The sequence below is a fragment of the Sodalis sp. RH21 genome, from assembly GCF_047324175.1.
Classification (GTDB): Bacteria; Pseudomonadota; Gammaproteobacteria; order Enterobacterales; family Enterobacteriaceae; genus Acerihabitans.
Genome location: NZ_CP178732.1, coordinates 57,576 through 70,790, shown reverse-complemented (window position 1 = coordinate 70,790; position 13,215 = coordinate 57,576). Strand labels below are relative to the sequence as shown.

11 protein-coding genes and 1 pseudogene are annotated in these 13,215 nt (G+C 56.6%); 2 read left to right on the top strand and 10 right to left on the bottom strand.

All coding sequences use genetic code 11. From position 1 onward, the window contains the following. Positions 1-17: 17 nt before the first annotated feature. A pseudogene (locus tag ACL2XP_RS00325) lies at positions 18-381 on the top strand (transposase); the annotation flags it as partial. Positions 382-426: 45 nt separating this feature from the next. Here ACL2XP_RS00325 and ACL2XP_RS00320 read toward each other — a convergent pair. The 4 genes from ACL2XP_RS00320 to ilvC all read right to left on the bottom strand — a co-directional run bounded on the left by ACL2XP_RS00320 (position 427) and on the right by ilvC (position 5,434). Then, a complete protein-coding gene (locus tag ACL2XP_RS00320) occupies positions 427-693 on the bottom strand; it encodes a hypothetical protein (RefSeq protein WP_413736637.1) in 267 nt (88 codons plus the stop codon). After that, complete coding sequence (locus tag ACL2XP_RS00315; protein WP_413736636.1) at positions 690-2,093, bottom strand: hypothetical protein; 1,404 nt, start codon at positions 2,091-2,093, stop codon at positions 690-692. The genes ACL2XP_RS00320 and ACL2XP_RS00315 overlap by 4 nt, the downstream gene beginning before the upstream one ends. A gap of 1,361 nt (positions 2,094-3,454) precedes the next feature. Beyond that, complete coding sequence (locus ACL2XP_RS00310) at positions 3,455-3,733, bottom strand: hypothetical protein (RefSeq protein ID WP_413736635.1); 279 nt, start codon at positions 3,731-3,733, stop codon at positions 3,455-3,457. A gap of 222 nt (positions 3,734-3,955) precedes the next feature. Then, a complete protein-coding gene (ilvC, locus tag ACL2XP_RS00305; RefSeq protein ID WP_413736634.1) occupies positions 3,956-5,434 on the bottom strand; it encodes a ketol-acid reductoisomerase in 1,479 nt (492 codons plus the stop codon). A 162-nt stretch (positions 5,435-5,596) separates the two neighbouring features. Between ilvC and ilvY the strand changes: the two genes are divergently transcribed. Then, entirely contained in the window at positions 5,597-6,517 is a 921-nt protein-coding gene (ilvY, locus tag ACL2XP_RS00300; protein WP_413736633.1) for an HTH-type transcriptional activator IlvY, read from the top strand. Between the two features lie 60 nt (positions 6,518-6,577). Here the strand turns inward: ilvY and ilvA are convergent, their stop codons facing one another. The 6 genes from ilvA to ilvL all read right to left on the bottom strand — a co-directional run bounded on the left by ilvA (position 6,578) and on the right by ilvL (position 13,156). Further along, the gene (gene ilvA, locus ACL2XP_RS00295) at positions 6,578-8,122 is read right to left on the bottom strand and encodes a threonine ammonia-lyase, biosynthetic (protein ID WP_413736632.1); all 1,545 of its coding nucleotides are present in this window, start codon (positions 8,120-8,122) and stop codon (positions 6,578-6,580) included. A 6-nt stretch (positions 8,123-8,128) separates the two neighbouring features. Next, positions 8,129-9,979 carry a dihydroxy-acid dehydratase gene (ilvD, locus tag ACL2XP_RS00290; RefSeq protein ID WP_413736631.1) on the bottom strand — a complete coding sequence of 617 codons (1,851 nt, stop codon included), beginning with the start codon at positions 9,977-9,979 and terminating at the stop codon, positions 8,129-8,131. Positions 9,980-10,047: 68 nt separating this feature from the next. After that, the gene (locus tag ACL2XP_RS00285) at positions 10,048-10,977 is read right to left on the bottom strand and encodes a branched-chain amino acid transaminase (RefSeq protein WP_413736630.1); all 930 of its coding nucleotides are present in this window, start codon (positions 10,975-10,977) and stop codon (positions 10,048-10,050) included. A 21-nt stretch (positions 10,978-10,998) separates the two neighbouring features. Continuing rightward, entirely contained in the window at positions 10,999-11,256 is a 258-nt protein-coding gene (gene ilvM / locus ACL2XP_RS00280; protein ID WP_413736629.1) for an acetolactate synthase 2 small subunit, read from the bottom strand. After that, positions 11,253-12,899: an acetolactate synthase 2 catalytic subunit gene (gene ilvG / locus ACL2XP_RS00275; RefSeq protein ID WP_413736628.1), complete on the bottom strand. Its 1,647-nt coding sequence runs from the start codon at positions 12,897-12,899 to the stop codon at positions 11,253-11,255. Before ilvG ends, ilvM begins: the two co-directional genes overlap by 4 nt. A 155-nt stretch (positions 12,900-13,054) precedes the next feature. Beyond that, on the bottom strand, positions 13,055-13,156 hold the full coding sequence (gene ilvL, locus ACL2XP_RS00270; RefSeq protein WP_162367070.1) for an ilv operon leader peptide: 102 nt from the start codon (positions 13,154-13,156) through the stop codon (positions 13,055-13,057). Between the last annotated feature and the right edge of the window lie 59 nt (positions 13,157-13,215).

Sequence of the window (13,215 nt, the reverse complement as noted above, 5' to 3'; positions counted from 1 at the left end):
CAATGGGGGCAGCCGACCGCGGGCCAGCGAAAGAGGCATGCGTGCAGACGCTGGAAGCGTTCGCCAGTGCCTGGGATGCCAATATCCGCAGTAAGCCGCAGCCGGCAGGCAAACTGGACGAATCTTGCCACGTTCTTCGCCTACCCGACGGACATCCGCAAGATGATCTGCGCCACCAATGCCATCGAGTCGCTGAACAGCGTGATCCGCCACGCGTTCAAAAAACGTAAAGTGTTCCCGACAGATGACTCAGTGAAAAAGATGGTATGGCTGGCGATCCAGGCAGCATCGCAGAAATGGACGATGCCGCTAAGGGACTGGCGAATGGCTATGAGCCGCTTTATCATCGAGTTCGGCGACCGCCTGGACGGCCACTGCTGAGAAAAGGCATTTACACGGAATCATGTACAGGCTCGCCGGGGGTACTTATTGTATTTTATTTAAGATATCCTGGACTATAGGTTTTATTGAACCAACCAACCGATCTTCGTTAGTGGTGTAACGTAACAGCTCAATCTCGTTTTCTGCGTCAAACAAGACAGTGCGAAGCCATTTTTCCTCAAGCGCAACCACCTGATTTTCAGCGCTAAAAATCTCCGATTGAATATCATGAATTGTTATTTTCTCATCGAGAAAATCAATACATGATTTCTTGAGATGATTAATTACCTCGGGATAGATCCAATCATTCATTTGCCACTCCTGCGAAGAATAGTAACAACCACATTGCCATTATTTTCCGTTATAACACCGACGTCACCGCTCCAATAAGTAGTCCGAGTTACCCCATTAATAATATTGTTTTGGGACGAACCAGTCTTGATAACGTGTTCTACCATTTTAGGAGTGACGTTCCTGCCAGGCCCGACCGTTCCTGCGGGTGAACCGAGGCTTGATGGTTGCATCCTGTCTACCGCGTGCTGCGCATAATATCGATCACCAATTTGAGCATATGGGCGACCATTAATCGAGGCCTTAGGGTGATTTTGCCAAGAATCCCAAACTAGTTTCTCAGTACCTTCAGGCGAAGTTTTTGCCTGACTCTGAACTTCATTTTGCTTTTGAGATTCTTTATTGCGGGCACTTTGCTCATCCCCCGGTCCCCAGCCTCCAGGAGTTCCCGATCCCACTCCGCCCAGCTCCGCTTTTTGCGCGTCAGTGACTTTGGCTATGTCCTTGCCCAGATTCGGTTTGGCCTCACCACTCTCTTCACCGCAACTCTCCATACGTCCCGGCCCGCGCGTCCCATCACGCACCGCGCACTGCGCGCGCGTGCCTTCACAGACGTCACCACTCGGCTCAGCGACATAACCGCTGCTTGCACCCGACAGGCTTCCTTGTCCTTCTACCCCCGCGACGGCGGCGCTTCTCGTAGAGAAACCAGCAGGCAGTGCTGACGTGGCGTTGGAAGAAGGTGTCGAGACGGCAGGGGCGAAACGTTGCGCCAGATCGCGCCCCGGCACTTTATCGCTGCCTTCTCCCACCTTCCCGCTGTAGGTTAGCAACCCCACCCCCGCGCCAAGGGGAAACTTAGCCAACCCCAGCGCAGCAGAGCCTACTTTGTTAGTCGCAGCGCTTAGCGCACCACCGACAGCGGAGGCCAGTCCGCCCTCAGCGCCGGCAGCGAGCGGAGCCAAAGCCGCGGCTGGCCGCGTAGCTAACGCCATGCCGGATAAAGCAACACCGCGCTGTGCATAGACATCCGCTATGGAAGGCGCCGCTGACGCGGGCATAGCGCACGAGCTTGATGAAGGTTCGTTTTGTACGCTCTTAATCGCCGCGGGTTGCTGTTTGCGGCTCGCGCTGTTTGCCGCCAAGGCGCATTGCCGTTCATGCTGTGCCGCGCGATCCCATGCATCTAACTGCGTTTGGCGTTGTAATGCGCTTTTTTCACGTTCGCAGACCGCCTGCTCAGTTCGCATACGCTCCAAAAGCCTATACCGATCCCAGGCTTGCAACTGGTTTCGTTGTCGGGCCTCGGCTTTATTTTTTTCCCTGGCGTCCTGCTGATCGAGTCTTTTTTCATTCAGGTGGCGGCCGAAAATCCAGCCAGCGGTTGCTATCTCGCCATGAATGCCCTGCCCAATGGGCACCCCAATGGCCGATAAGTTAACGGGGAAACGGAAAACGCAGCTATTGCCCTGATGATTCGTTTTAATTACATGAATGTTTTTAGCAGCAGGATTGCCCGACGCATCTTGTGAAAAATTAGAGATGCTATGAACAGTATTACCGGCTACCCAAGCGGAGTCCGTAGAAAATGTGATTCTGCCCGTTGATGAAAAAACATTATTGAAAATATCACGATAATTGTGGAACCGTTTGCCAGTTTAATAGTGGATTGGTGGGCGGCTATAGCCCTGACCATGCATAAGCGGGGAGAACATTGATTTGAAACATCCCCGGAGCCTCTTGAATAATTACCCTGACTTGCCTCTCCCCGTCCCCGACCGCCATAGCTGCGCACACTACCGCCTGAGTTACAGTTTTGCCCGGGGCCCGCACTGGCCTGCGCTTGCTCCGCCGCAATTGCCGCTATTTGCCGGACCACAGGACCCTGTTCCTGCCCGGCCTCCTGCTCCTGAACTTCTACCATCACCGCCTACACGTCCCATATACCCTCCTTGGTAAGTTGCTACGTATCATCCTGATGAAAAGAGCCGATTCCGCGCTTCAGTGGCGGCCGGCGTTTGATGCCGCATGTCGAAATCATGGGTATTATGCCGTGCATGCGCCATGCATCCGACCTTACGGATATGGTTTACTTCCTACAAGTGAAGCCCGTAGGTGAATGCGATTTTTGGCATCATGCCTTGATGTTATCGTTGGCGTGGGACGCATTACAATATCGCCAGGTTAAACGGAGTACATCAAGGCTGTTTCCCATTAATGCTTTGGCGACCAGCTCGGTGAAATCAGGGGTTGGAGTGAGGATATGGAGAGTAACGCGTAAATTTGTGTGGGGAAACAGCAGCGTATCACTTTCAGAACCGGTGGCACGACATACAAAAGACGCGAGCGCGTCATAGGTAGCCAGTATGGTTTTCGGGAGACTAATCCCCGCGCCTGATTTTGCAGGTGCTTAACTGCAATACCATGGCGGGCCAACTCATGACAATACCTTTCGGTCTGAGTATTTTCCTCTTCGAGGACATCTCAAAATTGCATTCTATATTGCACATTATTCGTCACAATGACTCATAGGTTATACATTTTCTCGCCTCCATGCCCAACACCGCCTAGCATGAGAATGTCCACAAAGTGCTGCTGGAGGTCGTCATAAACTTGAACTCGGCCAACCAAAAGCATATCGCGCCGTAAATCGTCTGATTGACCAATACCCGCTCGGTAACGCGAACAACGCTGAAGTCAGGAGTGATTAAATAAACGACCCGGAGCTTATCGCGGGAATCACATTCAGGAAACTGCTAGAGATTTTTTGGATAGCCTACAATTAACGAAGGTGCCATTGGTTAGCCACGCGTCTTTCCGCCGAGGAATGTAAGCGGTTGTTGAGCGCAATCAATTCAGCAAAAGGCTTAACGGAAAACTTAGCACCGTCGACATTGCTTTTGATCGTGATAAGGAAGTGCTGGTCTTTGAGGGCACCTTCTTTATTCAGGTGGCGAATTTGGAGCGAGTCGCCACTGTGACGCAACGAAACCGTTGCGATCATACTGGTGCAATCTCTCATCGTCTGAACTGAACGAGATGAATTGGGTGCATCGTGCATGTTTCCGCCTTAGCCGGTAACAACCATGGGTCATTACGGCGATCCCCACCATGGGAGATTGAAGGCTACGAGGATGCGTTGCGATAAAACGGTTGACGACACCGTCAACTGTTAAATAATTCCACGCCAAGCATAAGGATTTTGCAACCCGCAAGTTCAACCTTAAGCACCTCAACGGGAATCGAAAATCGTCCGCGCCAGTTATTGCGCGGACGATTAACCTCAGTTAGCTACCGCGATGCGCTTCATATCCTTCATATAGCCACGCAGGGTAGCGCCGATGATTTCAATCGGATGATGGCGGATAGCGTCGTTGACATCGCGCAGCTGCGCATTATCAATGGCGCCGGCGGGCACGGATTTGCCCAAATCACCCGGCTGCAGGCTGGCCATAAACTTCTCTTTGAGCAGCGGCACCGCGGCGTTGGCAAACAGATAGTTGCCGTACTCGGCGGTATCGGAAATCACCACGTTCATCTCATACAGGCGCTTGCGGGCCACGGTATTGGCGATCAGCGGCAGCTCATGCAGCGACTCATAATAAGCCGATTCGGCGATAATCCCGGAGCGCGTCATGGTTTCAAACGCCAGCTCTACCCCGGCCTTGGCCATGGCGATCATCAGCACGCCGTGATCGAAATACTCCTGCTCGCTGATTTTACCCTCGAACTGCGGGGCATTTTCGAACGCCGACGCGCCGGTTTCTTCCCGCCAGGTCAATAATTTCACGTCATCGTTGGCCCAGTCGGCCATCATGCCGCTGGAAAACGCGCCGGTAATGATATCGTCCATATGCTTTTCAAACAGCGGCTGCATCAGGGCTTTCAACTGCTCCGACAGGGCGAAGGCCCGCAGCTTGGCGCTATTGGACAGGCGATCCATCATCAGGGTGATACCGCCCTGTTTCAGCGCCTCGGTGGTGGTTTCCCAGCCGAACTGCACCAGTTTTTCAGCGTAGGCCGGGTCGACGCCATCGGCGACCATTTTATCAAAACACAGCAGCGAGCCGGCTTGCAGCATGCCGCACAGAATGGTTTGTTCGCCCATCAGGTCGGATTTGACTTCGGCCACGAACGACGATTCCAATACGCCCGCGCGGTGACCGCCGGTGGCGGCCGCCCAGGCTTTCGCCAGCGCCATGCCCTCGCCCTGGGGATCGTTTTCCGGGTGCACCGCAATCAGCGTCGGTACGCCGAAACCACGTTTATACTCTTCCCGCACCTCGGTGCCCGGACATTTCGGCGCCACCATGATAACGGTAATATCCTTACGGATTTGCTCGCCCACTTCGACGATGTTAAAACCATGGGAATAGCCCAGCGCAGCACCCTTTTTCATCAACGGCTGCACCGCCTGAACCACTACCGAATGCTGTTTGTCCGGCGTCAGGTTGACCACCAGGTCGGCCTGCGGGATCAGCTCTTCATAAGTGCCTACTTTAAAGCCGTTTTCCGTGGCTTTACGCCATGACGGACGTTTTTCGTCAATGGCGGCTTTGCGCAAGGCGTAGGAGATATCCAGGCCGGAATCGCGCATGTTGAGGCCCTGGTTCAGCCCCTGCGCGCCACAGCCGATTATCACCACTTTCTTACCTTTCAGGTAACCCGCTTCATCCACGAATTCATCCCGGGCCATAAAGCGACATTTACCCAATTGCTCCAGTTGCTGGCGCAGGTTTAAAGAGTTGAAATAATTAGCCATGGTACTACTCCGTATAGAGTGCTTTGGATCTGATGTAGGATATTCCCGCCGTGCGGGAATGCTTATGCTTTCCACTATATAGCAGGAAAGATGTTGCTTAAATTGATATATTAACAATCTGATGTTGCATATTATGCAATGCTCCAAACAGGCGGCAATGTTATGGATCTACGGGATCTTAAATTATTCCTTCATCTGGCGGAAAGCCGCCATTTCGGACGTACGGCCAAAGCGACCCATGTGAGTCCCTCGACGCTGTCGCGGCAAATCCAGCGCCTGGAAGAAGACGTCGGACAAACCCTGTTTTTGCGCGATAATCGCACGGTGCAATTAACCGATGCCGGCGAACAATTAAAAACCTTCGCCCAGCAAACGCTGCTGCACTACCAGCAGTTGCGCCACCGCCTGGGCCAGCACGGCCCTTCGCTGAGCGGCGAGCTGCGGCTATTTTGCTCGGTGACCGCCGCCTATAGCCACCTGCCGCCGATACTCGATCATTTCCGGGCCGAACACCCCCTGGTGGAGATTAAGCTGACCACCGGCGATGCCGCCGACGCGGTGGATAAAGTACAATCCAATGATGCGGATTTGGGCATTGCCGGGCATCCGGAAATCCTGCCCGCCAGTATCGATTTCGCCCCCATAGGCGAAATACCGATGATTCTTATCGCCCCCGCGTTGCCCTGCCCGGTACGCGCGCAGGCCACGGCGGACACCCCCGACTGGTCCCACACGCCGTTTATTTTGCCCGAGCATGGCCCGGCGCGCCGGCGCATCGATTACTGGTTTCGCAGCAACCGCATAACCAACCCTCTGATTTACGCCACGGTGGCCGGGCATGAGGCCATTGTATCGATGGTGGCGCTCGGCTGCGGCATCGCCCTAATCCCGGAGGTGGTGGTTGACAACAGCCCTGAGCCGGTACGCAACCGTATCCAGGTCCTTGAACACGATACCGTGGTCGAACCGCTGGAACTGGGGGTTTGCGTCCAGCGCAAACGCCTGCAAGAGCCGCTGATCGAGGCTTTCTGGCAGCTACTTTCGCTTAACGGTTCCGCCGGCCGGGCCTCTGCGCCAGCCTGACCGCGCGGCGAAGCCGGGTTGGCGAAATATGCCCCGCCGCCGCCGCGCGAACGGGAAGGGTTATCCTTGCAGGAAAAACCGGAACGCCGGATTCAGGGTCTCGTCATGGCATTCATAACCCAGCGCCGAAAGATGACGCTCGAACTCCGGGTCCCGCTCGATCAATTCAAAGCCCGCCAGGACGCGGCCATAATCGGTACCATGGCTGCGATAGTGGAACAATGAAATATTCCAATGGGTGCCGAGGGTATGCAGGAATTTCAGCAAGGCCCCCGGCGATTCCGGGAATTCAAAACTAAACAGGCGCTCGCGCAGCGGTTTCGACGGTCGCCCGCCCACCATATACCGCACGTGCAGCTTGGCCATTTCGTCATCGGATAAATCCACCACCTGATAACCGCCGGCGCCAAGCTCGGTGAGGATCTCATCGCGTTCCGCGGGGCCGCGGGTCAGGCGGATACCGACAAAAATGCAGGCATTATCCGCATCGGCATAACGGTAGTTGAACTCGGTCACCGCCCGGCCGCCCAGCAGTTGGCAAAACTTCAGGAAGCTGCCCTTCTGCTCCGGTATGGTCACCGCCATCAGGGCTTCCCGCTGCTCGCCCAGTTCGCAGCGCTCAGACACATAACGCAGGCCGTGAAAATTCATATTGGCGCCGGACAGCACGTGGGCCAGCCGCTCGCCCTGGATATTGTGCTGCTGAATATATTTTTTCATGCCCGCCAAAGCCAGCGCGCCGGCCGGTTCGGCGATCGCCCTGACATCCTCGAACAAATCCTTCACCGCCGCGCAGATGGCATCGCTGTCCACGGTAACCACGTCATCGAGAAACTCGCGGCATAAACGGAAGGTCTCATTACCAATACGCCTGACCGCTACCCCTTCGGCAAACAGGCCAACCCGGGGAAGATCTACCGGCTCGCCCGCCTTGAGCGCCGCGCACAGGCAAGCGGATTCTTCCGCCTCGACGCCGATAACCTGGATTTGCGGCATCAAATGCTTGATCAGCACCGCGACGCCGGCCGCCAGGCCGCCGCCGCCCACCGGGACGAATATCCGGTCGAGGTGCGCGTCCTGCTGCAATAACTCCATGGCCAGCGTGCCTTGGCCGGCAATCACCGCAGGGTGATCGAACGGCGGGATGAAGGTGTAGTCATGATCGCGCGCCAGTTCGATGGCCTTGGCTTTGGCCTCGTCAAAGTTAGCGCCGTACAGCAAGGCTTCGCCGCCAAAGCTGCGCACCGCGTCGACTTTGATATCGGCGGTCGCCACCGGCATCACGATCAGCGACTTTATGCCCAGCTTAGTGGCGGATAACGCCACGCCCTGGGCATGATTGCCCGCCGAAGCGGTAACCACGCCGCGGGCCTTTTGCTCTTCGCTCAAGCCTGAGATCATCGCGTAAGCGCCGCGCAGCTTAAAGCTGTGCACCGGCTGGCGATCTTCGCGCTTGACCAAAATGCAGTTGCCGAGGCGGGCGGACAGTTTCTCCATGACTTCCAATGGAGTGACCTGCGCCACCTCGTAGACCGGCGAACGCAGCGTGGCGCGCAGATACTCCGCGGCACAGGGCGCGGCGGACAGCGGTAAGGAGTCAGCCATGGCCGGTTAGCCCCCCAGCTTGCTTTTATCGCGCACCGCGCCTTTATCGGCGCTGGTGGCCAACAGGGCATAGGCGCGCAGGGCAAAGGACACCTGGCGCACGCGGTTTACCGGCGTCCAGGCGGCGGCGCCGCGCGCCAGTTGCGCTTCGCGCCGTGCGGCCAATTCGCTGTCCGCCACGTCCAATACGATGCTGCGCCCGTGGATATCGATATCGATGATATCGCCGTCGCGCACCAGGCCGATCAGGCCGCCGCTGGCGGCTTCAGGAGATACATGGCCGATGGACAGGCCGGATGTGCCGCCGGAGAAGCGGCCATCGGTGATCAAGGCGCACTGTTTGCCCAACCCCATGGATTTAAGGTAGGTGGTGGGATAGAGCATCTCTTGCATGCCCGGCCCGCCTTTCGGCCCTTCATAACGAATCACCACTACATCGCCAGCCACGACTTTACCGCCGAGAATCGCCTCGGAGGCCTCTTCCTGGCTTTCGTAGACTTTCGCCGGGCCGCGGAACAGCAGGCTGCCTTTATCCACGCCGGCGGTTTTCACGATACAGCCGTCTAGGGCGATATTGCCGTACAGCGTCGCCAGCCCGCCATCCTGGCTGTAGGCGAATTCACGGGAGCGGATACAGCCTTCCTTGCGATCGGTATCCAGGGACGGCCAGCGGCAGTCCTGCGAAAAGGCTTTGGTGGTGCGGATACCGGCCGGACCGGCGGAATACATGCTTTTCACTTCGGCGTCGTCGGTCAGCATGACATCATAGCGGCGCAGGGCTTCGGGCAGTTTCAGGCCGAGAATATTGGTGACGTCGCGGTTAAGCAGGCCGGTACGATCCAATTCGCCCAGAATGCCCCACACGCCGCCGGCGCGGTGAACATCTTCCATATGGTACTTCTGCGTGCTCGGCGCCACTTTGCACAAATGCGGCACCCGGCGGGATAAACGATCGATATCCGCCATGGTGAAATCCACCTCCCCCTCCTGCGCCGCCGCCAGCAGATGCAGCACGGTATTGGTGGAGCCACCCATGGCGATATCCAGCGTCATGGCGTTTTCAAACGCTGCTTTACAGGCGATGCTGCGCGGCAACGCGCTTTCATCGTCTTGTTCGTAATAACGTTTGGTTAACTCGACGATGCGCTTGCCGGCGTTAAGGAACAATTGCCGGCGATCCGCATGGGTCGCCAGCAGCGAACCGTTGCCCGGCTGGGACAGGCCCAGGGCCTCGGTCAGGCAGTTCATGGAGTTGGCGGTAAACATACCGGAGCACGACCCGCAGGTCGGGCAGGCGGAACGTTCGATCTGGTTGCTGTCGGCGTCGGATACGTTCGGATTGGCGCCCTGGATCATGGCGTCAATCAAATCGAGTTTGATGATTTTATCGGACAGCTTGGTTTTGCCGGCTTCCATCGGGCCGCCGGAAACAAAAATAACCGGAATGTTAAGGCGCAACGCCGCCATCAGCATCCCCGGGGTGATTTTATCGCAGTTGGAAATGCACACCATGGCGTCGGCGCAGTGGGCATTGACCATATATTCCACCGAGTCGGCAATCAGCTCGCGCGACGGCAGGGAGTACAGCATGCCGCCGTGTCCCATGGCGATGCCATCATCCACCGCAATGGTGTTGAATTCTTTCGCCACGCCGCCGGAAGCTTCGATTTGCTCGGCAACCAGTTTACCCAAATCGCGCAGGTGGACATGGCCCGGCACAAATTGGGTAAAGGAGTTCACCACGGCAATGATCGGTTTGTCGAAATCGTCATCGGTCATACCGGTGGCGCGCCACAAGGCTCTGGCGCCGGCCATATTGCGGCCATGGGTGGTGGTAGCGGAACGGTACTTAGGCATGCTCAATACTCCAGTTTATCTTTTCGGCAGGCGGCGTACGCCGCCTGCTAGGCAATAAGGTATTATTATTAGTTGTTGACCGGATCAAGCCAGCCCCATTTATCTTCGGTTTCACCGGTAAACAGGCCGAAAAAGGCCTTCTGTAGTTGCTTGGTCACCGGACCGCAGCGGCCGATGCCCACCTGGATACGGTCGACGCTGCGCACCGGGGTGATTTCCGCGGCGGTGCCGGACATAAAGACTTCATCGGCCAAATACAGCGACTCGCGGGACAAGACCTGTTCGCGCACTTCAATGCCGGCGTCTTTGGCCAGTTTGATGATGGCGTCGCGGGTAATGCCCGGCAGGGCGGACGAGGTAAACGGCGGCGTAAACAGAATGCCCTCTTTTACTTCAAACAGATTTTCCCCGGCGCCTTCGGAAACATAGCCGTGGACATCCAGCGCGATCCCTTCCTGATAGCCGTGACGGCGGGCTTCGGCCCCCACCAGCATGGAGGAGAGATAATTGCCGCCGGCCTTGGCCGCCGTGGGGATGGTATTGGCGGCGACGCGGCTCCACGAGGAGACCATGGCGTCGATACCTTGATCCAGGGCGTCTTCACCCAGATACGCGCCCCACGGGAAGGCGGCGATAATCACATCGGTGGTGTAATCCGGCGGCGGATTGACCCCCATACCGACGTCGCCCACGAAGACCAGCGGACGGATATACGCGCTCACCAGTTTATTCTTGCGCAGCACCGCGCGGCAGGCTTCCATTAACTCATCCACGCTTTGGGTAACCGGCATACGATAAATTTTGGCGGAATCACGCAGGCGCTGCATATGTTCGCGATGGCGGAACACCACAGGCCCTTTATGCGAGTCATAGCAACGCACACCTTCGAAGACTGACGATCCATAATGCAGCGCGTGGGACATCACATGGACCTTGGCCTCCGCCCATGGCACCATCTCGCCGTTGAACCAAATAAAATCAGCTTTCTTCGTCGTCATTTTCTTTTCCTTACTCGTGCCTTAGGCGCGTATTTGTTGTGATGTCAGTTGCTGGATCTCGACACAGGCGACATCCATAAGTTTACTTAGTTGTGAAGACAGTAAATCGACCGGACGCAGGCTTGCAACGGTCAATTGAATATTTATACATTCCGGATTGGTTTGTGGCGCCATATTTAATGCGCAAACGCGAAATCCGCGGTGGCGAACCACCCGCAAAACGCGCTCCAGGATTTCCGGGCGGGAACGCGCCTCGATGGAAAGCTGATGTTGTATCATGATAATTTCTCCAGCATGGTTTCATTGCCGGCGCCGGGTGGCACCAGGGGCCAGACGTTTTCGTGTTCGTCGATGGAGACATGCAGCAGGTAGGGTCCCTGATGGGTGAACATCGCCTCAAGCGCGGCATCAATCTGGTCTTTACGGGTAATTCGTTGGCCGGGGATATCAAATGCGCTGGCCAGGATAAGGAAATCGGGGTTATCGGTAAGAGTGGTTTCGCTGTAGCGTCCGTCGAAAAACAATTGCTGCCACTGTCGAACCATGCCTAATCGCTGATTATCGATTAAGACGATTTTCAACGGCAACCGTTTTCGTTTGATGGTGGTCAACTCCTGGACGTTCATCATAAACGAACCGTCGCCGGAGACGCAAACCACGGTGTCCTGGGGCCGGGCTACCTGCGCGCCCACCGCCGCCGGCACGCCGAATCCCATGGTGCCCAGGCCGCTGGAAGTGATGAAATTTTCCGGGCGGCTGAAACTCATATGCTGGGCGGCCCACATCTGGTGCTGGCCGACATCGGTGGTGAACACCGTTTCCGCCGGCGCGCGCTGCGAAAGCGACCTCAGTAATGCCGGGGCGTAAATCGCCTCCCCCGGATGATCGTAACGCCATTGATATTCCGCCTTCAGCGCCCGGGTCTCGGTACGCCAGTCGTCAATGGATAATGCCTGCGCCAGGGCCGGGAACAACCGGTTCAAATCTCCCTGCAGCGCCACGTGCGGCTGGCGCAATTTGCCCAATTCCGCCGGGTCGATATCCAAATGGATCACCTTGGCATGAGGGGCAAAGGCGTTGAGTTTGCCGGTAACCCGATCGTCAAAGCGGGCGCCGACCGCCATCAGCAGGTCGCAGGATTGCACCGCCAGGTTGGCGGCCTTATTGCCGTGCATCCCCAGCATGCCCAGATAACACGCGTCATCGCGATCCGGCGCGCCCAGGCCTTTAAGGGTCGCCACGCTCGGCATGCCGGTGCGGGCGATAAACTCCCGCAGCGCCGGCACGGCGCGCGCCATGCCAACCCCGCCGCCGACGTATAACATAGGCTTGCGCGCCTGGCGCAGCAGGTCCCGGGCCGCGGCCAAATCGCCCTGGATAACCCCCGCCTGATCGTCAACACTGACCAAGTGCGGGTCCAGATCGCCGGTGGCAAGCTGGATATCCTTGGGGATATCGATCAATACCGGGCCCGGGCGGCCGCTGCTGGCGATAGCGAAGGCTTCGGTCATGATGGCCGGCAGTTCGGCCAGGGTCTCTACCAGGAAGCTGTGTTTGGTGCAGGCCAGGGACAAACCCAATACGTCGATTTCCTGAAAGGCATCGGTACCGATCAGCGACGATCCCACCTGGCCGGTAATGGCTACCAGGGGAACGGAATCCAGCAGGGCATCCGCCAGGCCGGTGATTAAATTGGTCGCCCCCGGGCCGGAAGTGGCGATACATACGCCCACTTTACCGGTGGCTCGTGCGTAGCCAATCGCCGCCATGGCCGCGCCTTGCTCGTGGCGGCAAAGTAGATGCTCCACCCCGCCGTCATAGAGCGCGTCGTATACCGGCATTATTGCCCCGCCGGGATAACCGAAAACCATATCCACACCCTGTGCGCGCAACGCTTGTACTACCCACTGAGCACCATTCATAGTCAGTTCCCCGCCGGTCTGCGGTGAGAACAGGATTTTATGCTATTTTCCATTTTATATTCCTTATTCATTTCGCATTTTTGTCGTCATGAAAATCAGCCAAAAAAAAACCCCCGTCCTTTCGGTGCGGGGGTCTTCTTGAGATTTAAGCTTGTTTAGTAAGCTTTTCTTCGTCCAAGTGCAGCCCCGCACGGTGGGATTATAATCACCACCACGCTAATCACGACTAGGCTAATCACTTGGACAAAGGCTTTCATATAAGAGGTTTCATTACTTCTGGTCGAATGAATACCTACAGAGTTATCACAGTTTTCGG

Excerpts from the sequence above, each read along its gene's own strand:
- ACL2XP_RS00310 (WP_413736635.1), bottom strand. The coding sequence starts at position 3,733 with ATGCACGATGCACCCAATTCATCTCGTTCAGTTCAGACGATGAGAGAT.
- ilvG (WP_413736628.1), bottom strand. The coding sequence starts at position 12,899 with ATGAATGGTGCTCAGTGGGTAGTACAAGCGTTGCGCGCACAGGGTGTG.
- ACL2XP_RS00285 (WP_413736630.1), bottom strand. The coding sequence starts at position 10,977 with ATGACGACGAAGAAAGCTGATTTTATTTGGTTCAACGGCGAGATGGTG.
- ilvM (WP_413736629.1), bottom strand. The coding sequence starts at position 11,256 with ATGATACAACATCAGCTTTCCATCGAGGCGCGTTCCCGCCCGGAAATC.
- ilvY (WP_413736633.1), top strand. The coding sequence starts at position 5,597 with ATGGATCTACGGGATCTTAAATTATTCCTTCATCTGGCGGAAAGCCGC.
- ACL2XP_RS00320 (WP_413736637.1), bottom strand. The coding sequence starts at position 693 with ATGAATGATTGGATCTATCCCGAGGTAATTAATCATCTCAAGAAATCA.
- ilvL (WP_162367070.1), bottom strand. The coding sequence starts at position 13,156 with ATGAAAGCCTTTGTCCAAGTGATTAGCCTAGTCGTGATTAGCGTGGTG.
- ilvA (WP_413736632.1), bottom strand. The coding sequence starts at position 8,122 with ATGGCTGACTCCTTACCGCTGTCCGCCGCGCCCTGTGCCGCGGAGTAT.
- ilvC (WP_413736634.1), bottom strand. The coding sequence starts at position 5,434 with ATGGCTAATTATTTCAACTCTTTAAACCTGCGCCAGCAACTGGAGCAA.
- ilvD (WP_413736631.1), bottom strand. The coding sequence starts at position 9,979 with ATGCCTAAGTACCGTTCCGCTACCACCACCCATGGCCGCAATATGGCC.